Annotated in this window: 16 protein-coding genes and 3 tRNA genes; 9 read left to right on the top strand and 10 right to left on the bottom strand. The window is 28.6% G+C overall.

What is annotated here, in order from left to right; all coding sequences use genetic code 11:
* Nucleotides 1-14 precede the first annotated feature (14 nt).
* The 8 genes from Q0733_RS03605 (at nt 15) to Q0733_RS03570 (ending at nt 11,014) form a co-directional block, all read left to right on the top strand.
* Nucleotides 15-878, top strand: a complete 864-nt coding sequence (locus Q0733_RS03605) for a hypothetical protein (RefSeq protein WP_298779052.1) — start codon at nt 15-17, stop codon at nt 876-878.
* Nucleotides 879-1,120: 242 nt separating this feature from the next.
* On the top strand, nt 1,121-1,408 hold the full coding sequence (locus Q0733_RS03600; protein ID WP_298779049.1) for a helix-turn-helix domain-containing protein: 288 nt from the start codon (nt 1,121-1,123) through the stop codon (nt 1,406-1,408).
* Nucleotides 1,409-1,413: 5 nt separating this feature from the next.
* Nucleotides 1,414-4,278, top strand: coding sequence for an N-6 DNA methylase (locus tag Q0733_RS03595; RefSeq protein ID WP_298779046.1), 2,865 nt, complete (start codon nt 1,414-1,416; stop codon nt 4,276-4,278).
* Nucleotides 4,278-5,531: a restriction endonuclease subunit S gene (locus tag Q0733_RS03590; protein WP_298779043.1), complete on the top strand. Its 1,254-nt coding sequence runs from the start codon at nt 4,278-4,280 to the stop codon at nt 5,529-5,531. Before Q0733_RS03595 ends, Q0733_RS03590 begins: the two co-directional genes overlap by 1 nt.
* Nucleotides 5,528-8,728, top strand: coding sequence for a type I restriction endonuclease subunit R (locus Q0733_RS03585; RefSeq protein WP_298779041.1), 3,201 nt, complete (start codon nt 5,528-5,530; stop codon nt 8,726-8,728). The genes Q0733_RS03590 and Q0733_RS03585 overlap by 4 nt, the downstream gene beginning before the upstream one ends.
* Nucleotides 8,729-8,733: 5 nt before the next feature.
* The gene (locus Q0733_RS03580; RefSeq protein ID WP_298779038.1) at nt 8,734-9,402 is read left to right on the top strand and encodes a M48 family metallopeptidase; all 669 of its coding nucleotides are present in this window, start codon (nt 8,734-8,736) and stop codon (nt 9,400-9,402) included.
* Between the two features lie 13 nt (nt 9,403-9,415).
* The gene (locus Q0733_RS03575) at nt 9,416-9,835 is read left to right on the top strand and encodes a hypothetical protein (protein WP_298779036.1); all 420 of its coding nucleotides are present in this window, start codon (nt 9,416-9,418) and stop codon (nt 9,833-9,835) included.
* Nucleotides 9,836-9,841: 6 nt separating this feature from the next.
* A complete protein-coding gene (locus Q0733_RS03570; RefSeq protein WP_298779035.1) occupies nt 9,842-11,014 on the top strand; it encodes a restriction endonuclease in 1,173 nt (390 codons plus the stop codon).
* Nucleotides 11,015-11,182: 168 nt separating this feature from the next.
* Here Q0733_RS03570 and Q0733_RS03565 read toward each other — a convergent pair whose 3' ends face one another.
* The 9 genes from Q0733_RS03565 to Q0733_RS03525 form a co-directional block, all read right to left on the bottom strand.
* Nucleotides 11,183-12,283: a slipin family protein gene (locus Q0733_RS03565; protein ID WP_298779033.1), complete on the bottom strand. Its 1,101-nt coding sequence runs from the start codon at nt 12,281-12,283 to the stop codon at nt 11,183-11,185.
* A gap of 358 nt (nt 12,284-12,641) precedes the next feature.
* A tRNA-Ile gene (locus Q0733_RS03560) sits at nt 12,642-12,727 on the bottom strand.
* A gap of 1 nt (nt 12,728) precedes the next feature.
* Nucleotides 12,729-12,794 (bottom strand) — tRNA-OTHER (locus tag Q0733_RS03555).
* Between the two features lie 159 nt (nt 12,795-12,953).
* A tRNA-OTHER gene (locus Q0733_RS03550) sits at nt 12,954-13,091 on the bottom strand.
* Between the two features lie 173 nt (nt 13,092-13,264).
* On the bottom strand, nt 13,265-13,786 hold the full coding sequence (locus Q0733_RS03545) for a hypothetical protein (RefSeq protein WP_298779031.1): 522 nt from the start codon (nt 13,784-13,786) through the stop codon (nt 13,265-13,267).
* Between the two features lie 6 nt (nt 13,787-13,792).
* Entirely contained in the window at nt 13,793-14,485 is a 693-nt protein-coding gene (gene prfH / locus Q0733_RS03540; protein ID WP_298779029.1) for a peptide chain release factor H, read from the bottom strand.
* Nucleotides 14,486-14,487: 2 nt separating this feature from the next.
* Complete coding sequence (locus Q0733_RS03535) at nt 14,488-15,879, bottom strand: RtcB family protein (protein ID WP_298779027.1); 1,392 nt, start codon at nt 15,877-15,879, stop codon at nt 14,488-14,490.
* A 655-nt stretch (nt 15,880-16,534) separates the two neighbouring features.
* A complete protein-coding gene (locus Q0733_RS03530) occupies nt 16,535-17,977 on the bottom strand; it encodes a hypothetical protein (RefSeq protein WP_298779025.1) in 1,443 nt (480 codons plus the stop codon).
* Entirely contained in the window at nt 17,977-19,353 is a 1,377-nt protein-coding gene (locus Q0733_RS03525; protein WP_298779107.1) for an RtcB family protein, read from the bottom strand. The genes Q0733_RS03530 and Q0733_RS03525 overlap by 1 nt, the downstream gene beginning before the upstream one ends.
* Nucleotides 19,354-19,523: 170 nt before the next feature.
* On the opposite strand from Q0733_RS03525, the gene Q0733_RS03520 reads away from it, so the two are divergent.
* Entirely contained in the window at nt 19,524-20,540 is a 1,017-nt protein-coding gene (locus Q0733_RS03520) for a WYL domain-containing protein (protein ID WP_298779023.1), read from the top strand.
* An 11-nt stretch (nt 20,541-20,551) separates the two neighbouring features.
* Here Q0733_RS03520 and Q0733_RS03515 read toward each other — a convergent pair whose 3' ends face one another.
* A complete protein-coding gene (locus Q0733_RS03515) occupies nt 20,552-20,959 on the bottom strand; it encodes a MerC domain-containing protein (protein ID WP_298779021.1) in 408 nt (135 codons plus the stop codon).
* Between the last annotated feature and the right edge of the window lie 49 nt (nt 20,960-21,008).

Here is a 21,008-nt window from a genome sequence, read left to right as displayed (position 1 = left end):
TAAATTAAATTTATATGAAAGTTTTAAAGTATGTATTAGCTGTAATCTTTATTCTTGGTGGTTTTTGGGGTATAGACTCTGATAACTATATTTCAGGTTTTTCTTCTATTCTATTAGGATCCATTCTAATTCCAAAAATATCTTCTATTCTTAGAAATAAATATAAAAGATTTAACCGTAAAAGAAATCGTTATTCCAATTATGCTGCTCTTATAATTATGATTGTACTTTTTAGTCAACAATCAGGTGTTATGGATAATACTAGTATTAATCCACAGAATAAATTTGCTGAAAGTCAACAAAAAAGAATAAAAGAGGAGCAACATATTAAGGACTCTTTAGATATTATCTTAAAAAAAATTAATTTGTCAGTTTGCAAGGTGTATACTGCTATTAATAGCATTGAACTACAAGCAATAAAAGATGCAGATAAAAAATACCCTAATTTTGGAGATCAACACTTTAAATATTCTGAAAAACTAAGGATTAAAAGAACCAACAACTATATAAAAGAAAAAGGTATATCAGAATTACTTGTTGACAAAGCTATTGTATACTCAACTGTATGTTGGGAAAAAGAAAGGTTAAAACGAGTTGAAGAAGCAATACAACAAAAGAAGGAAAGAAAGTACAGGAAAGAAAAAATCCAAAAATGCTATGAAAACACTTGTAATGAATTAGGCTATAAAATTAAGAAGAACTTAAACAGCCCTAAATCATTTGAATATGTTGATTGTAAATATTTGGGCGCTAATGGTTCTAATTTTACAGTTTTATATCGTTACAGAGCTACAAATAGTTTAAATGCATTGATTCTTTCAGAAGTAAAAGTTATCATAAATAGTGATAATTGTAATATTGTTGAGGTAATAGAATAAATATTATTTTGATGGAATGAAGTTGAAAAAGCGCCTTTTAGGTGCTTTTTTTATGCATTTTGTAGTTTTCTGTACTCAACTTGTACCTTCTAAACTGTTTTTATTATAAGGTTTATATGCTGGGTCAACAGTTAGGAGAAATTTTATACTTTCTGGTACAGAAAGTAATTGTATTTTTTTACTAAAATTTAATTTTCAAACATTATATTTGACCTATAACGGACAAGTCTAAAAAAGGTTTTATGATGCTTGGTAAAAAGCTTAAAGAATTACGAGAGGAAAAAGGCTTAATGCAGCGTGAGGTTGGTGCAATTATAGCAGTTGACGGTGCTTTTATTAGTAAAGTTGAAAATGGTGAAAAACCAATTAATAGAGACCATTTAAAAGCATTAAGTGAGTTTTTTAATATTCCTGAAAATTTACTTCAAACACTTTGGCTTTCAGACAAAATATATAACCTATCTAAAGATGAGCCATCAGCAATAGAGGCTCTTAAAATAACAATTAAACGTATTAATAAATACGAATAAAATATATGAAACACGAAAAAATAAAATTACCTCGATTAGAAAAGCTTCTAATGGATGTTGCGGATGATTTAAGGGGTAAAATGGATGCATCAGAATATAAAGAATATATTTTTGGTATGCTATTTCTTAAAAGAATGTCAGATGTATTCGACCAAAAACGTGAGCAATATAAAAAAGGAGAATACAATCACTTAGACGAAGAAACATTAAATGAAGTACTTGAAGATAAATTAACTTACGGTGATACTTTTTTTGTACCACAAAGAGCAAGATGGCACGAAGGTTTTATTGATTCAAATGGTGTGCAACAACCACCTATTAAACACTTGCAACATAACATTGGGCAAATGCTTAATATGGCATTAGATGCAATAGAAGAATCTAATCCAGATACTTTAGCAGGTATTTTTAAAGGTCGTATTAATTTCAATAAAGAGGTAGATGGTAAACAGATAGTTAAAAATGCAGACCTTAAAAAAATAATAGATAAGTTCAATCAATTTCCTGCTTTAATAAATGAAAATTTTGAATTTCCAGATTTACTTGGTGCAGCTTATGAATATTTATTAAAACACTTTGCTGACGAAAGTGGAAAAAAAGGTGGTCAATTTTATACACCTAATCAAGTAGTACGTTTATTAGTTCAGTTAATGAAACCAGAGGTTGGTATGTCAATTTATGACCCTACAGTTGGCTCAGGTGGTATGTTAATCCAAACACATCAATACATAGAAGAACAAGGACAGAATGCAGATAATTTAGAATTGTTTGGTCAAGAGAACGATCCTACAGTTGTTGCTATTTGTAAAATGAATATCATTCTACATAACATTACAAAATACAATATTGAATATGGTGATACTTTAGACGAACCATTAAATGAAAAAGATGGTCGTTTAATTCAGTTTGATAGAGTTATTGCAAATCCACCATTTTCTCAAAATTACAACAAAGCAACAATGCAATACCAATCTCGATTTAGTTATGGTTTTGCACCAGAAGATGGTAAAAAAGGTGATTTAATGTTTGTACAGCATATGCTGGCAAGTTGTAAAAAAACAGGTAAGGTTGTTGTTGTTATGCCTCACGGTGTTTTATTTAGAGGTGGTAAAGAAAAAGAAATTAGAGAAGCTATGTTAAGAGCTAATGTCCTAGAAGGTATTATTAGTTTGCCACCTCAATTATTTTATGGTACAGGTATTCCTGCCTGTATAATGATTTTTAATAAAAATAAACCTGATGAATTAAAAGACAAGGTATTTATTGTAAATGCAGACAAAGATTATGCAGAAGGAAAAAAACAAAACAATTTAAGACCAGAAGATGTAGAGAAAATCGATTATGTTTTTACAAATAAAATTGAAGAGGACAACTATTCTAAATTAATTGATGTTTATAAGCAAGAGGATGATAAGATTACTACAATTGAGGGTAATGATTGGACTTTAAATATTAGACGTTATGTAGATAATACACCACCACCAGAACCTGAAGATGTAAAAGCGCATTTATTAGGTGGTGTTCCAATTACAGAAATAGAAGCTGTTCAAAAATCACTATGCCCTAAATTTCGTTTTGATGGTTATCAATTATTTAAAGATAAAAATGAGATTTATAAGGATTTTAATATATCTGAAAAATCAAAAATAAAGCAGGCAATAGAAGAAGATAAAAATGTAGAGGAAACTTTAGTAGAATTAGGTGTGCATCTTGCAGATTGGTGGCAAATAGCAAAGAATGATTTCTCAACCTTAGCACCAAATGGAAATGGCTCTAAAGCAAATCTTCCTGCTGTTCGTTTAGAGTTGTTAGAAACAATCAAACAAAAGTTTGTACCTGTTGGTGTATTAGATAAGTTTCAAGTAGCAGGTGTTTTTGTGAATTGGTGGGATAATATTAAATACGACTTAAAAACAATTATGCAAAATGGATGGGATGCAGGTTTAATTCCAGACGAGTATTTAATAAATGAGTTTTTTAAAGAAGAAAAGGAAGCGATTGAATCTAAAGAAATAGAACAAGCAGAACACGAGGCTAATTTAGATGAATTGGTTGAGGAAGCTTTAAATTTAGTAGAATTTGAACCTGATGAAGAAGAAGGAGAAGTAAAACAAACACCTACATTAGCAAAGGCAGAATTAAAAAAACAAATTGATTATTTAGTTAACGAAAAAAAGAACTTAGAAGAAGCTAAAGAATTTCAAGAGGTTGATAAAAAAATAAAAGATTTAGAAGCTAATATCAAAGCCTGTAAAAAAGATATAAAAGAGAAAGAAATTGAACTTGCTCTTAAATTAGAACTAAAACGTTATGGTGCTGATGATGTAAAAGCAGAAAGCAATACACTTTTAAAAACAACAACTACTGAGTTATCAAATTTAGACAAAGATATTAGTGTTTTAATAAATGAATTTAAAGAAGATTTAAAAGATATAAGCAATTATGATAATATTAAAAAATCTACAACTGCATTAGAAAAAGAGTTAAAGAAAAATAATACATATGTTGAAAAATTAAATTTAGTATTAGAAGCTAAAAAACAATTTAAAGAAATTACAAAAGGTTATAACAGTCGTATTAAAGATCAAGGAATATTAAAAGCAAAAATTGAAAGTGTAGATACCTTATTAGTAGATATAGGTGGTATTATTAGTATAGAGGAGGCTCAAAAGCTAATATTAAAAAAGCATTTCGATATTATTAACGACCAATTACAACGCTACTTAAATGCTGAAAAAAGAGCCTTAGTAAGTGCATATGAAAATCTATTTGTTAAATATTTTGCTTCTGCTCAAAACATAGAAGAGAGTAGACAAACTACGATGAATGAGTTGAATGATTTTCTAACCAAATTAAATTATTTAAACTAATGTTAGAAAAGCAAATTAATAACCCTGATGGATGGATTTTAGATGAATTGGGTAAACTTATTTTAGAAAGAAAAAAGTCTTCTTTAAAAGTATCAGACGCAACTAATTTTGGTAATTATCCATTTTTTACTAGTGGTGATGCTGTTTTGAGGCATATTAATAACTTAATTGATGGGGCAAATATATATCTAGCAACAGGTGGTTTGGCTAATATTAAGTATTTTGAAGGGAAAGCAGCTTATTCAACAGATACTTTTGCTATAAGGACAATTGATAAAGTAAATACAAAATATTTGTATTATAACTTATTGCATATTATCTATTATATTAATGCGAATTATTTTCAAGGAAGTGGTTTAAAACATCTTCAAAAAAATGATTTAAGAAAGCATCAATTATTATTTCCTGAAAGTAATATAGAACAACAAAAAATTGCTGATATTTTATCTAAAATAGATATTGCTATTAATAATACTGAACAACTAATTTCTAAATATTCTAGAATTAAAAAGGGGTTATTGCAAGACTTACTTGTAAATGGGATTGACAAAAAAGGTAACATCAGAAATGAGAAAACTCATAGTTTTAAAGATAGTCCTTTAGGTAAGATTCCTGTAGATTGGGATTGGTCATACATAGGTGAATCTTGTTATGTCACAAAACTTGCAGGTTATGAATTTACAAAATATATGAAATATCGTGAAGATGGTGAAGTGATAGCTTTAAGAGCATTAAATATAAAAAACGAGAAATTATTATTAGATGATGTCCGACGTATTTCTCAAAAAGTATCAGATTTTTTGGTGCGTTCTCAATTGCATAAAGGAGATGTGCTGATTACATATATTGGAGCTTATATAGGTGATGTCGTAAAGATAAATGAAAGTAATAAATATCATTTAGCACCAAATATTGCTAAAATAGTTTCTGGTAAAAAATTGAGTTCAGATTTTTTAGAAAATATACTAAGGTCTGAAAAAGTTCAATCTTATTTCAAATCTTTGATTACAACTACAGCAAACCCAAGTTTAACAATGGGACAAATAAGAAAGTCTTATATAATATTTCCCAAGGATAAAGACGAGCAAACATTAATAACATCAAAAATTAAAAAAATGAAAGATTTTATAGATGTACTTTCAAGTGATTTGCATAAATATCAATCTTTGAAAGCGGGTTTAATGCAAGATTTATTAAGCAGTAAAGTAAGAGTTAATCATTTATTGGAATCTAAAGAAAAAGAAAACGTATGATATTAAGCAACGATACAAAATACAGAGGTAATATTGGTTCTACTTTAAAACTAGATGAATTAAGTCACGTAGAAAAACCATTTTTAGAGCAATTAAAAGGCTTGGGTTGGTCTAAAGCTAACAATGAGGTGTTAGAGTTGCAAATGCAACAAAAACCAGAGCAAAGTTATCGTACATCGTTCTCAGAGGTAATTTTAAAACCTAAATTACGCCAATCTTTAAAGCAAATAAATCCTTTTCTTACTGAGCCACAAATAGACGAAGTTGTTCGTAAAATAAGTACGTTTGATAAAAACAGCTTATTAGAAAATAATCAAAAAGTACTTAACTATTTATTAGAGAACACTACAGTATCTAAAAACGAACAAACGGGAGAGTTAAGTCCAACAGTAAGGTTTATAGATTTTGATAACATAGAGAATAATATTTTTACAGCGATTTCTCAATTTAAAGTTGTCGTTACAGGTACAGACCATCATATAATACCAGATATGGTGCTATTTGTTAACGGTTTACCTTTAGTGGTAGTAGAAGCTAAATCATCTAAAGTTAAAGAGCCAATTCCAGAGGCTATTGACCAAATATTACGTTATTCAGAACAAAGAGGAGATACAGGAGAAGGTAATAAAGAGTTGTTTTTTTACAACCAATTTGTAATTGCAACGTGCAGAACAGAAGCTAAATTTGGTACAATTACGACAAAGATAGAAAAGCACTTTTATAGATGGACAGATCCATACCCTAAATCATTAAATGAATTAGAACACGGTAAATCCTCACCAAACGACCAACAACGTTTAGTAGCAGGTATGTTAGACCCTAAAAATTTGTTAGATATTTTAAGGGTATTTATTGTTTTTAAAACAGATGATAAAGGAAGAAAAATAAAAGTAGTTGGTAGGTATCAACAATTCCGTGCAGTTAAAATAGCAACAAAACGTTTAATTGAGGGTAAAAATCCAATTGAAAGAGGTGGTATTGTTTGGCATACACAAGGTTCAGGGAAATCATTAACAATGATGTTTATGGTACGTGAAATGAAATTGATGCCAGAGCTTATGTCTTGGAAAATCATATTTGTAACAGACCGTACACAATTAGAAGAACAATTATCTGAAACAGGTCATAGTATTGGGTTTACTATAAAGTCAGCAAATTTTATTAATCCAAAATCTACACCTAATGGTAAGAGTTTAAAAGAATTATTAAGTAATGATAATTCAGATTTGGTAATGGCTATGATTCATAAATTCCAAGAAAATGGTGATTTAAATGGATTAGAAATATTTCCAGAGCTAAATAAAGGAACTAATATTTTAGTAATGACAGATGAGGCACATAGGTCTCAATATTCGTTGTTAGCAGCCAACTTAGATAGAGCAATGCCAAATGCTACATCTATTGGTTTTACAGGTACACCAACAAGTAAAACAGAAAAAAAATATAAAGATTATATTGATAAATACACAATGCGTCAAGCTATCGATGATGGTGTAACTTTAGAGATAGTTTATGAGGGTTTTACACATAATGCAGAGGTAGATGATAAGGAAGGAATGGACGCTAAATTTACGGATGTATTTAGTGAATATCAATTGACAGAACGTTTACAAATATTAGGTTTTGGTTCTCGTGATGCTTATTTAGATAATATTAATACCATACAAGAAAAAGCACAAAGTATGGTAAATCATTATGTAGACCAAATATTTTCAGGTGGGTTTAAAGCTCAAATTGTTGCCAATTCAAGAGAAGCAGCAGTACGTTATAAATCTGCTATTGATGAAGCTTTAAAATTAAAAGTAGCAGAATTAATGATTGATAATCCTTTGCTTATCAATTTAGATATTTTAAAGCAATTGGAGTGTGCTGTTGTTATTTCTGGAAGTCATAATGATAAAACACATATCAAAGCATACACAAATAGAGATTATCATAAAAAGAGCGTAAAACGGTTTAAATTACCATTTGAGGCAAAAGATGAAGAGGATACAACTCTAAATGGTAATGTAGGTATTGTAATAGTAAATAATATGTTGCTTACAGGTTTTGATGCACCAATTGAGCAAGTAATGTATTTAGATAGAGTAATTGTAGCACACAATTTATTACAGACAATAGCAAGGGTTAATCGTGTAGGTCCAGAAGGTAAGGATAAAGGTTTTGTAGTAGATTATGTAGGTGTAGGTCATCATTTAAAAAGAGCATTAGATACTTATGCCGAAAAAGAAGTTGAAGAAATTATAAGTTGTATTTCAGATGATGAAACTGAATTAAATGAATTAATAAAAGCACATAAAGATATTTGGGAATTTCTAAAGGATAAAGATTTAGACGACTTATCAGATTCAGATGCTTTTTTCGATGTTTTCTATGATGAAGATATTCGTTTTGAATACATTAAATTATACAATACACTTACATCTTGTTTTAATAATGTTTTACCACGTAAAGAAGCATTAGATTTTTTTAGTGATTGGAAGTCATTTACAGAAATTAATGCTTTAGCAAATAAACATTTTAGAGATGGTAGGTTTAGTATGAAAGATATTCCACCAAAATTAAGAGGTATTGCAGATGAGTTTTTAATTTCAAAAGGAATAGAACAAAAAGTAGCACCAATATCAATTATTGCTGATGATTTCTTTGAAAAAGTAAAAACAAGAAAAAGAACTAAAACAAAAGCAGCAGAAGTAGAACACGCAATTCGTCATTTTATTGATTTAAATATAGATGAAGATCCAGAATTATTTGCATCCTTTGCTCAAGCTCTAGAAGAAATACTAAAAAACTTTAAAGGTAATTGGAAGCTTATTTATGAAGAATTAGAAAAGTTAAGAGAGAAAATAAGAAATAGAGAGAAAGAAGAAACTTTTGGTTTAGACCGTAAAAAGCAAATGCCTTTTTTCAGAATATTTAAAGCTGAGTTATTTGAGAATAGAGATTTGAATGAAGATGAGGTTGCCCAAAACGTAAATCTAACACAACACATTTTTAATTTAGTTGCAACCGAAATTAAGCTTACAGGTTTTTGGGATAGTACACCAGCACAATTAAAATTAAAAGCTGAATTACAAAAACTATTATTATCACAAGACTTTAAAACAATACCTAATATCATAAAAAAAAGAAAGGAATTGATTTCAAGAATAATGGAGTTAGCTAAAACTAATCATTTTAAAATCGTTCGAGAATAATGGTATTGGAGTACAAAATAAAATATAGTAGTCGTAAAACTCTTAATATTACAGTAGAGAGAGATAGGACTGTTATTGTGCGTGCACCAAAATATTTAACAGAAGAAAAAATACATAACATAGTTCAATCTAAAAGACAATGGATTAAAGAGAAATTAAATCATTCTCAGAAATATCCTATAACATCAGAATTAAAAGAATTTGTATCAGGTGAATCATTAATGTATTTAGGTAAAAATTATCAGCTTTTAATAGTTGATGAAGAATTTGAAGGAATAAAATTTAATCAAAGATTTAGTATTTCAAAAAGCAATCAATCTAATGCCAATGAGTTGTTTAAAAATTGGTACTTAAAACAAGCATTAATAAAAATTGAGCCTTTAGCAATAAAGTATGCAGAAAATTTAGGAGTTAAATACAATGCTTTTAAAACTTCAGAAATGAAATATCGTTGGGGTTCTTGCACACCTGCAAATAACATCATTTTTAATTGGCGTATAATCAAAGCACCAATGTATGTATTAGAGTATTTAGTAGCCCACGAATTAGTGCATTTAATGGAAGATAACCATACACCACGTTTCTGGAATATATTATCAATACAAGTGCCTAATTATCAAAAAGCAAAGAATTGGTTAAAGAAAAATGGACAATTATTAGAAGTAGACTTTTAAATTAAAAAATAATATGGAAAAAGCAATAATAGTAGCATCAGGTAAAGCAGATATAGGAAAATCTTTGACTTTATCTAAACTTGGTAAAATGCTAAATCCTTCTCTTTCAATTACTAGAAAAGATTACCAAATCTGTTTTGACTATAAAAACATTAAAATCGGGCTACAAACTTTTGGAGATACTGAGTTTTATGTAAAAAATGGGTTAACTGATTTTCTGAAAGAAGATTGTGATTTAATAATAATTGCTTCAAAAGGTTTTGGGAAAACTGTCACAGCAATTGAGAATTTTGCTGGCGCTAATGATTATAGGGTAATATGGACTACTCCTTATAGAGTATGGGATGGTTCTATAACTACAGATGATATTAAAAGGTATAGTGCTTCTCACCTATTCCAAATGGTTGATGATGTAATTTCAAACATAATATAAATTTCTATGGTAAAAACCCCTTTATATCCAGAATATGGAACAGTAAAACAAGTACTAAAAATACTTGATGGTGTAAATGTTAATGATTTTAAAAATATGTGGAATTCCATTTGGGGTTTAAGAGGTACACCCCAAAATACAGTAAACTGGAAAGATCCTGACTTTTGGATAAAAGATCGTTTAGAAGGAAAGGATAAAGAATTAGCATTAAAAATTTGGATTGAGAGTAATAAAACAATTAACCCAAGATATATAAGAGGTACTCAATTCTTTATGAATGCCTATAATTTGATTCAAGAAAAAAATACAATTTTCGTTCTAACTAATGATGGTAAAGAGTTTATTTCAAAAACTGAAAATGATTTTATTTCTCTCATAGATAAAAAAGAAGGATTAGTGCAAATATTAATGCAATTATCATACTTAGAAAAAGAAAAAGTTAAAAGATCAGATTTATTAAATGATTGGAAAAATTACCTAATCAACAATTCTAATATAAAAAAAGACTCTGTTGTTAAGGATACTTTACGTAGAAGGATAGTTAACTTAATTGGAAGGGACTACATAAAAAAAGAAGGTAATCTCTACTCTATGACTAATAAAGGTGAAAACTACCTTACTAAAGTGATAAAAAATTCTTTATCTATTAAAGAAAATAATGAATCTAAATTAGTTAAACTAAAGGATCAACTTATAAAAGAGCAACGTAAAGAATTAAAATCCTTCTTATCAAAAACCCATCCATATCAATTTGAACACATAGTAAAGCATTTACTAGATGAAATGGGATACGAAGAAGTTGAAGTAACTTCTCCTACAAATGATAAAGGTGTTGATGTAACAGGAATTAGTCAAAATGGTATTACTACTGTAAAAGAAGTAATTCAAGTAAAACGTAATAATAAATCAAACATCACTAGAACAGTTTTAGACAAGCTAAGAGGTAGTTTACATAGATTCGATGCTTTTCAAGGTACTATTATTACTTTATCAGATTTTGCTAAAGGTGCAAAAGAATCTGCATTTGAAAAAGGAGCAGCTCCAATTACTTTAATTAATGGTGAAAAACTAATTGATTTATTGATTGAGCATAAAATAGGTATAAACCCTAAAACTGTCGAATACTATACTGTAGATGAAAATTATTTTAATGATGAAATAGAGGAAAATATAGAATAATTCACTCATTTGTATCTCCCAAAATAATTAGGCTAATAAATCATTGCTCACCAATACTTTCTTTAAATGGTTAACTTTCTGTATCGGGAAGTAAATTACTTTTCTTGATTAAATTTTAATATAAAGATCTTTAATAAAAGAAGGCTGTCAAAAAATGACAGCCTTCTTTTATTTATTTACAGCAAAAATTTCTTTTAATTGCTTTACCATATTACCGTTTCCAGAAACAGTAATCTCGCCTACTTTATCTGCTATTTTTTCTACATACTCCATTTCTTTTAATTTATACAACATTTGGTTGTCTTCCATTAATTTTGCAGTATTTAATAAGCTCCTAGTAGAAGCTGCCTCTTCTCTTCTAGTAATAACATTAGCTTGCGCTTTCTTTTGAGCAATTAAAACCTGATTCATGATTTCTTTCATATCACCAGTTAAAATTACATCTCTTATTCCGCAGTTAATAACTTGCACACCTAATTGAGTTGTATTTTTAGATACTTCATAAAACACTGCTGTTGCAATATTTTCTTTTTTCTCTAACAATTCATCTAACGTAAAACCACCTACATAAGTTCTTAAAGCTAATTGCATTAAAATGTATAATTGCTTTTCATACTCTTTATTTTCTAACAAAGCTTTTTCAATATCAACTACTTTATATTGTGTATAAAAATTGATTCTAATATTCGCTTTATCCTTAGTTAATAACTCTTGCCCTGCAATTTCTAACTGTAATTGCCTCATATCTGCTTTAGCAATTTTAATTGTAGTATCGTTTTTCCAAAATCGATACGTTCCGCCAGTTAAGGTTTTAGTATAGATGTCATCAACTAATAATATTGCTTTTTCATAAGCTGTTACTTCAAACAATCTAATATATTTGATAAATTCATAATTACTAAACAAAGCTTTATCAATCGTTTCTGTAATGTAAATTTTACTTATATCAATAGTTTGAAATTTTCTATTTATAAAACCTTTCCAGTAGAAATATCTTCCTGCTTGTAAAACTCTAGTAAAATTATCGTTTTCATATATCAATACTAACTCATCATCTTTTACATCAACAATTGCAAGCATATTTGCTAAAACGGTGTCTTTTAATAAAATTTCTATAGCTACAGTTGCATTAAACTCTTTTGTTAAATCATAAATGATTATATTCTGATTTAAGAATAACCAATGAGTTCCTTGAGTAATTACCTTTTGATAATCACCATTTCTAAAAACTAAACCTACTTTTCCTGCATTAATTCTTACTCTTTTCATTTTTTCTATTTTTTTATTCTGAATTTTCTATTTTTTAACTTCAGAATGATTCAACATTTAACAATCTCTGTAACGGAGAAATATGTTCTTTTTATTTAAAAACGATACGTTGAAATGCTCATCAACTAACGAAAACCTTTATTGAAAAAAATAGGTTATAATTCTTTTTTAAAAATGGATTAAAATCATAAATGAAATCAACTGATTTATAAAAAACCATTACTTTCTATAGTAACAATTAAAAACTTCAAGTACATTTTTGAGTGTTTATTAAAAAACACATTAAAACATATCGTTTTCTTTTTTGTTCATCAGTTTTACAAGATGATGAGCTTAAGGGACTTTACTCAAGTCATGAGGTCGGAATCGAACCGACTCGCCGTGAGGCTTACCATAGTTAATAGATTATCAGTCTACTGCGTTTGACCACTCCGCCATATCCTTTAGGATAGTGGGATTCGAACCCACGTACTTTTTCTATTGCTTTAACCGAACTGAGCTACATAACTTTCGTTATGGAAGGATTCGAACCTTCGTACATAGAGTTACGATTATTTTTTGGTGAATAATCAAAACCTTCAAGGCTAGTTGCATATAAAAACCGAATACAAAACTGTACGGATTTATACAATGGTGCTATACAGAAACACACAACAAGACTTGCTTGATGTAGAAGTGGTAGGACTCGAACCTACACATTTATAATAAAATCAGATTTTAACTCAATGAAACTATTTTTTTAAATCGGTTTCGTTGAATTAGCAAACTCATTTCAGTCTGACGAGCCAACCAATTGCTCAACACTTCCTTTATTTTAATGAACTTTTAATTAACCTCACTTTACTCCTTGTTAAAGTGAGGCACTACTCTACTATTTTGCAATTTTCCCACATTTATATGCAATTTTTTTCATAATTACACTACAAATATTATATCATACTACGTAATCTATCTGCGTAGTATAATTTATTTTACTTTTTCTTAGTTTTTTTTATTCTTTTTTGATGCTTTATTATTCTTTTTCTTTGACATTTTTCCTTTGATTCTAACTTTTTGATCATTAATAGTTTCAATAAATTCCGAATTAAAGGCGTACACTCTTGCTTGTTTTATAAAACTTAAAGCTATTTTATATTCTTTCAACTGTTCATTCAAAACTGCTTTTTTTGAGTATAACATGGCTTTGTCAGATCCTTTTACTGTTAATGCAAAATCTATAAAATCTTCAGCATCTTTTACATCTTCATTCCATAAAAGCACATTAATGTAATGCGAATACACTTCAAATGCATTAATATTTACTGATAAAACCTCTTTGTAGTACAAAATTGCTTCATCATATTTGTATAATTTTTCTGCATACACTCTTCCCATCAAGGTTAAAGCCATAGTGTTTTTATCATCATAAGATAAAGCATAATTTAACGCCTCCATTACTTCTTCTAAATCGTAAGGGTAGTTTTCTAATGCTTTAAAAACATAGTTGTTTGTTAATGTCCCCATTTTATTTTATTTTATTTGTTTTCGTAAATCGTTTTTTAATTGATTACGTGTTGCTTTAAAAAATTTCTCTTTCTTTTTTTGTTTAAAATCTGAACCTGTAAATATTCTTACCGGATTGCCTCTTTCTAAACTCAAATGGTTCTCCCATTCATTTTTTACAGATATTTTTAATTGATTCGTATTGTGTACCCTAATTTTTTCTTTTAATCGTTCTATTGCTATCTTTTTATTTTGATGTTGAGAACGACTATCCATAACCAAAACTTGAGTTCCTGTAGGGATATGTTTTGCTCTTATTGCAGAACTCACCTTGTTTACATGTTGCCCTCCAGCACCAGAACTGCGAATAGCTTGAAATTGAATTTCATTTTCATGGATATTTTTTTGTTGAAATTGATGCAACTCATAACATCCAATAAACCAATTTTTACGTTTATTATATTTTCTAAATATTGATGTTCCAATCCATTGAATTGAGCCCAACCAATCGTTTAAAAACACAGGAAGTTGCTTTCCTTTAATTTCTAAACTGACAGATTGTACTGTGCCATTTTCTATTCCGTTTTCTTTATGAATAATTTGATACGCAATCTTATTGTTTATCAATTCTTTTAAGAATAATTTTAGCACTTTGGCAACAACCCAAGCACATTCTGCTGGTCCTTTTGCTGCAGTAAATTGTATTATTTTTGTTTCCATAATTATTTGTCCATTCTTACAATCTTTGGTGTAAATGTTCCTAACACCTCTACCAATTCTTGCTGATTTGCCATTACTTTTTTAATGTCTTTATATGCCATTGGAGCTTCATCTATTCCACCACCTATAAGACTTACATCATTCATTTTTAATTGATGTTTAATTTCACTATTAGTAAATTTTTCTTTACACTTTCTTCGTGAAAATAAACGCCCTGCACCATGTGAAGCTGAGTTGATACTTCCTGTATTACCTAAGCCTCTAACAATATATCCCGGAGCCGTCATAGAACCTGGAATAATACCTAATTGCCCTTTATTTGCAGGAGTTGCACCTTTTCTATGTACTATTCTTTCTATTCCATTTACTTGTTCTTTCCATGCAAAATTGTGATGATTCTCAATTTTTGCAACTGGTTTTGCTCCTAACAATTTTCCTATTCGTTTATGAATATCATCATGACAAGCTTTGGCATAATCACCTGCTAAATTCATTGCCAACCAATATTCCTGTCCGTCGTGCGTGTTTAAATCTAACCACGCTAAATGCTGTACATTTTTAGGTAAAGGACATTGTTTTGTTGCCAAATACGTATAATGTTTTGCAATATTTGCGCCTAAACCACGGCTTCCACTGTGAGTCAATAGACCTACATATTCACCAACTGGCACATTAAACTCGTTGTTTGGTTCTGTAATATTTACAACACCAAACTCTACAAAATGATTTCCGCCTCCAGATGTCCCTAATTGTTGAAAGGCTTTTATTTTTAAGCGTTTTAGTAACGGAATATCTTTAAACTCAGTACGTTCAAATATTTCATGATCGTGTTTTATTTTGTGCGTTTCTCTCATTCCGAATTTTGTATGCTCAGACAAGATGTTTTCTAACTGATGTCGCTTTCCTTTTAAATAAGATGCTTTTATTGGATAGATTGTTAAACACATTCTACAACCAATATCTACACCAACTCCATAAGGTATTACCACATTATCTGTTGCCAACACCCCGCCAATTGGCAAACCGTAACCTGAGTGTGCGTCTGGCATTAAAGCACCTTGCACCGCAATTGGTAATTTTAAAGCATCATACAATTGATATTTTGCCTGGTCATCAATTTCGTTTTCGCCATAGATTGTAAAAGGAGCTCTTGTGTTTTTTAATTGATGAAATCTTACTTCTACTGGTTTTATTAACCCCTCAACAACTTTTCCCCAAATGGCATTTCCTTGAAATCTTTCTGGTTCTAAAAGCACCTGCTTCGCTTCTTCTAAAATGCGTTCTTTCTTTTCTTTTTTACGATATCTATTGATTTGACCTAAAGCAATATTGATACTATTGTTCTTTGGAAAGCCTAATTTTATAAGGTCTTTTCCTTTTAATTTATTTCCCATGATTTAATTTTGAGATGTTTAATTCTATAGAATCCAACTTTTGGTTGATTCCATAACTTTTAAATCGTACTTCGGAAAATCTTTAGGAAAAAATAACCATAAAAAAAGTCCGAAAGTTTACAACTTCGGACTTTTCATATATATAGCGTTTACTATTTATGTTTGTGAAAGTCGCGAAGTAAACAATAAAAAGAACCTGGTTCTCTTTGTATGTTTTTTGTTAATTGATTGTTGAACATTATACTTCGTTTTAATATTATTTGTTGCTTTATTGCGATGCAAACCTATAACGTATTTTTTAATTAAACAAATAAAATTTTAATTTATTTGATTGATAATCAAAGTTTTACATTATTTTTAAGCAATAAAATTCTTGTCCGCCATTGTGCAGATATTGTGAGTTTAGATAACTCTTTGATTGTTTGATATGTAGCTAAAACTTACACGATGTATTGGCATCTATTGGTTTTTGAAAAAAATCATAAAAAAAAGCGTCCAAAAAATTAATTTTGGACGCTTTTACTATCTTTTAAAAGTTTTTTACCTAAAACATCGACCAAAAAAGTCGCAGTTTAGCGCCCGTTTTATGTGATTTATATATGTTCATAGGTTATTACTTTTGTTTTTTACGTTTTATTGTGGTGCAAAGATAGAATTATATTTTATAATAAACATTATCATTTTGACCTATGTCTTCTTCAAATTTGACTTCAGAATAATATTCTTGACTAACTAAATCATAAGCTGCTCTGTTTTTTATATGTCCTTTATATCCTGAATATTTTAAAATGAGAATTGCTACTAAAAGATGTACTCTGTGTGCATATAAATTTAATTCAGGTAGTTTATCTTTAATTGAATCCTCTTTAAATGGAGTTTTACCATGCAAAAATTTATTTCTACTTGATAGAACGTCTTTTAGCCTTTTTGGTAGATCTATATTAAAAAAATCATAAGCTAAAATAAAAATATCTTTATTAGCTGGAGAATTTAAGTGATTCAATTTTTTAAACAAAATTTCATACTCTTGTTCTAAAACTTCATTTTTGTTATCCTTTAAAGAAAGTAATAATTCATTCTTTATATTATTTAATTCATTTATATTTTTTATTGGTTTAAAAAAATCTTTATTTTTCTTATGAATAATTCCTACAATTGTTTCAAGTGCAACAAAATATATAGAACATCTAATTATAGGCGATTCAATTCCATTCGCTTCGATTAACAAATCTATTGTTCTTTCTATTTCTTGATTTAATTTAAGGTTATTAACAAGATTAGATAATGATTTTTCAGGAAATAATGCTGAGGTTAATTTATAATCATTATTAAAAGAATTATTAATAAAACTTCTAAATTCTTTAGGATTAATTATTTCCTTTTCAGTAATTATAGAATCTTGTAATGATTCATAAAATAATTCTTCTCCAACACCATTTTCTGTAGAAAAAATAAACCTTTCTTTTTGATACCAATTTCCAGTAATGAATGCAAGTATTTTAATAATAGAATCAATGTCAAATTTAAAATTCTTAAAATTAGTTTCGCCTAAATTCTCAATTACAATATAGTTTTCATTTTTGTCATTATGGCTATATATTTGATATGAAACATCTTGAACATTAATTTGTACCAATCCTGAACCATAAAATGTTTTATCACAAGAATAACTTTTACTGCTAAAAAGTGTAGTAATATGATCTTTACTAATCTTATATATAGCCTTATAATATGAGTTCTTTTTTACTGGAAAGTTAGAATTATAGACTTCTCTTAATCTCCCAATTATTTTTTTGCTTTCGACAAATGATTTTCCTTTAAAATAAAAAACACTTTCTTTAGGAATTATATACTTTTGCTTTAAAGAAAAAACTTCAAAACTTTCGTCAAAGCCTAACTTTTTAAAAGTTGATTTTTTAGAACTAACTTTATCTTTTAAAATTAACTCAAACTTTATATAATTTTCTTCGGCAACAAAACTAACTTTAGAATTATTTATTGGAAAGTTAGAATTTTGATTTATTGTAAATTCATTTTTTAAGAAATTTTTAATTATTAGTAATTCCTTTTCTATACTCTTTCTTATTTCACTTTCCATTATTTTCTATTTCTTCTGCGCTTTTTCCAAGGCGCGTTCTTTTTCCAGTCACCAGCCATAATACAACCGTAAGGTAACACTTCATCAATAACTTTACCTAAACCAAATTCTTCCATTTGATTTCTAACGTTTTCTGCATTTTTATAAGCAGATGGCAATTCGGTAATATCTATCTCTTTAGAAAAAAATCTAACGTCTAATCCTTTCGTTTCTTCTTCAAAAATCTCTTGAATGGTTCCTGTTTTACTTTTTCTATGTTGTGTTCTACTTACATTTCGTCCTGCTCCATGTGGCGCAAAACCTAAATTAGTTTCTGTTGTTTTTCCTTCCACAATTAAAACAGGTTCGCTCATGTTTAACGGTATTAATCTAGGACCTGTAATATCTGGCATAAATTTAGAGTCTAAAGGAGTTGCGCCTTTTGCATGGTAAAACAAATCTCCATCTTTAAATACAAAATTATGCTCATTCCAAAATCTATTTTCCTTTTCTATTGCTAATTTTTCTAACGTTGCATCGTGCAAAACCTCATGATTTAACTTTGTCCATTTTCTTATAATTTGTAAGGCTTCCCAATAATTTTTTCCTTCTTCTGTATCAAAAGGAATCCAAGCATTTTGTTTTAAAGTTTCTGGTGATAATTCTTTCCTAAATTGTTCAGCAATATACATTCCTCTACTATACAAATTAGCGCCAAAACCTCTACTTCCATGATGTGTAATTAACATGGTATTACCTGTGTTCTTAGATTTTCCAACAAACAGAAAGTGATTTCCATCACCTTGTGTACCTAAGTGAGTTCTTGCAGCAGAAATACATTTTTGATTGTTTAAAAAAGGATTCGCTTCAATCTCGGCTAATAAATCAGTAGGTAGACGAAACTGAGTATTTCTATCTCTTCCTCCTGGTCCAAAATGTGTTATACTGTGGGCTGCATCTAAAACATCTTTTGGATTTGCCTTTCCAAAATCGGTTAACATTACAGAACAACAAATATCTGCAGAATGCATTCCTGGATGAATTGCATTTTTTGCAACTACAATTCCACCAACAGGAATAGTTCCTTTTGATCCTGTTGGACAAGCATCAGGCATAATTGCACCATTTACAACAGTTGGTGTTTTCATTAATGTTTCCATAGATGCAGTAACTGCATTTACATTAATTGCTTCTAATTCGTTTTCAGCTTTTATATTGATAATTACATCCGCAGGATTTTCTAATAAATCAATAGTTGGTTCCGTTTTAAATTGCTCTAAATATTCCAACATTTCAACTTTTGACAATTCATTTTTGTTGATAAATTCAATTGCTTCTGGAAACCATTTTCCAGATTTAAACCCTAATGTAATAATTTCTTTTCCTGATATTTTCATTTTATTTTCCATTTTCTAATTTTTAAGCTCTCTAAACTCCTTGTTTTACAGAGCGATTTTTTCTTTGAAAGAATATTCTTTCTTATAATTCTGATACAAACATCTTACATAAATACGCAATCATTTTGCGCAGTTAAAATTAATTATTATTTTTATTAAAATTATTTACAATGGCTTCTAATAAAAACGCTTTAATAAGATATAAAACAATTGACCAATGTCTACGAAATACAGGTAAACGCTGGACTTTAGATAATTTAATTGATGCTTGCTCTGATGCTTTATATGAATACGAAGGAAAAGACGTGTATGTAAGCAAACGAACTATTCAATTAGATATTCAATTAATGAGAAGTGATAAATTGGGTTATAATGCACCTATTGAAGTGTATGAACGTAAATATTATCATTATGCAGAAGAAGGATATAGTATCAAAAATATTCCTGTAACGGACAATGATGTAAAGATTATGAATGAAGCTATACAGGTTTTACGCCAATTTAAAGATTTCTCTTTATTTAAAGAAATGGATGGTGTTTTACAGCGTTTAGAAGATTCTGTATATTCATCACAAAAAGATAAAAGAGCTATTATTCATTTAGATAAAAATGAGCAATTAAAAGGACTTGAATACATAGATCCAATTTATGAAGCTATTCAAAATAAAAAGGTTATAAGAATTACATATCAATCTTTTAAAGCTCGAAACCCTAGTGATATGAGGCTTCATCCTCAATTACTAAAAGAATATAATAACAGATGGTTTTTATTAGCTACACATAAAAAACAATTTATAACACTTGCGCTTGATAGAATTTCTAATATTATTAAAGAAGAAACTGCTGAATACAATGATTTACAAATTGATGGTGATGAATATTATAAAGATGTAATTGGAGCTACTGTTGCAAATACTCGACCTCAAAGAATTCAATTTTGGATTGATAAACATAATGCTCCCTATGTAATTACAAAACCATTTCATCATACACAAAGATTAATAAAAAGAACTGATAATGGTGTAATTTTTAATATTCTAGTTCAAATTAACTTTGAATTAGAACGGAAAATTTTAGGTTTTGGAGACTCCATAGAAATACAAAAACCAGAAAAACTTCGTAAAAGAATGATTCATAAATTAAATAGGTCTATTAAAATATATTCTCAAAATAAAGATAACTCATAAAAATAATTTTACTATTTAATTTTATTTACACAACAGCTATCAACATTACACTTGCAATATTTTCTATTATAAATATGTAAAATTACCAGTGCTATTGCTGGTATATATATTGTTACTTCCGGTAAGTAAAAAAGATCTATTTTTTCATTTATAACTACTGTAAATAACAAAAACCAACTTATCCATAGCGCAAATTTCATCCATTTTACTTTGGTTAATTTTGTAGACCAATAAATAGAAAAAAAAGAAATTACTAAAAAAAATAGATCAATAAAACTCCACCAAATAGGAGTTTTTAAACAACAGGCACTCATACCTGTTTGTGCAATAAAAATAAAAGGAGTAGCAATACAATGCATTAAACATAAAGCACTTACAAAGCTTCCTAAAATATCCGATTTTTGTTTTAAAATTATCATTTTTAATTTTTTAAACAACTAAGTCAAACTCAATTTTTTTTATATTTAG

The organism is uncultured Polaribacter sp., from assembly GCF_947500975.1.
In the GTDB taxonomy this organism is placed as follows: domain Bacteria; phylum Bacteroidota; class Bacteroidia; order Flavobacteriales; family Flavobacteriaceae; genus Polaribacter.
The sequence above is the reverse complement of the archived record's forward strand: the minus strand, read 5'-3'. Positions and strand labels throughout refer to the sequence as shown.

What these genes read in the sequence shown, in the direction of transcription:
- prfH (WP_298779029.1), bottom strand. Translation starts at nt 14,485, where the DNA reads ATGGAAACAAAAATAATACAATTTACTGCAGCAAAAGGACCAGCAGAA.
- Q0733_RS03520 (WP_298779023.1), top strand. Translation starts at nt 19,524, where the DNA reads ATGGCTTCTAATAAAAACGCTTTAATAAGATATAAAACAATTGACCAA.
- Q0733_RS03545 (WP_298779031.1), bottom strand. Translation starts at nt 13,786, where the DNA reads ATGGGGACATTAACAAACAACTATGTTTTTAAAGCATTAGAAAACTAC.
- Q0733_RS03600 (WP_298779049.1), top strand. Translation starts at nt 1,121, where the DNA reads ATGATGCTTGGTAAAAAGCTTAAAGAATTACGAGAGGAAAAAGGCTTA.
- Q0733_RS03525 (WP_298779107.1), bottom strand. Translation starts at nt 19,353, where the DNA reads ATGAAAATATCAGGAAAAGAAATTATTACATTAGGGTTTAAATCTGGA.
- Q0733_RS03515 (WP_298779021.1), bottom strand. Translation starts at nt 20,959, where the DNA reads ATGATAATTTTAAAACAAAAATCGGATATTTTAGGAAGCTTTGTAAGT.
- Q0733_RS03535 (WP_298779027.1), bottom strand. Translation starts at nt 15,879, where the DNA reads ATGGGAAATAAATTAAAAGGAAAAGACCTTATAAAATTAGGCTTTCCA.
- Q0733_RS03530 (WP_298779025.1), bottom strand. Translation starts at nt 17,977, where the DNA reads ATGGAAAGTGAAATAAGAAAGAGTATAGAAAAGGAATTACTAATAATT.
- Q0733_RS03590 (WP_298779043.1), top strand. Translation starts at nt 4,278, where the DNA reads ATGTTAGAAAAGCAAATTAATAACCCTGATGGATGGATTTTAGATGAA.
- Q0733_RS03570 (WP_298779035.1), top strand. Translation starts at nt 9,842, where the DNA reads ATGGTAAAAACCCCTTTATATCCAGAATATGGAACAGTAAAACAAGTA.
- Q0733_RS03595 (WP_298779046.1), top strand. Translation starts at nt 1,414, where the DNA reads ATGAAACACGAAAAAATAAAATTACCTCGATTAGAAAAGCTTCTAATG.
- Q0733_RS03585 (WP_298779041.1), top strand. Translation starts at nt 5,528, where the DNA reads ATGATATTAAGCAACGATACAAAATACAGAGGTAATATTGGTTCTACT.
- Q0733_RS03605 (WP_298779052.1), top strand. Translation starts at nt 15, where the DNA reads ATGAAAGTTTTAAAGTATGTATTAGCTGTAATCTTTATTCTTGGTGGT.
- Q0733_RS03565 (WP_298779033.1), bottom strand. Translation starts at nt 12,283, where the DNA reads ATGAAAAGAGTAAGAATTAATGCAGGAAAAGTAGGTTTAGTTTTTAGA.
- Q0733_RS03575 (WP_298779036.1), top strand. Translation starts at nt 9,416, where the DNA reads ATGGAAAAAGCAATAATAGTAGCATCAGGTAAAGCAGATATAGGAAAA.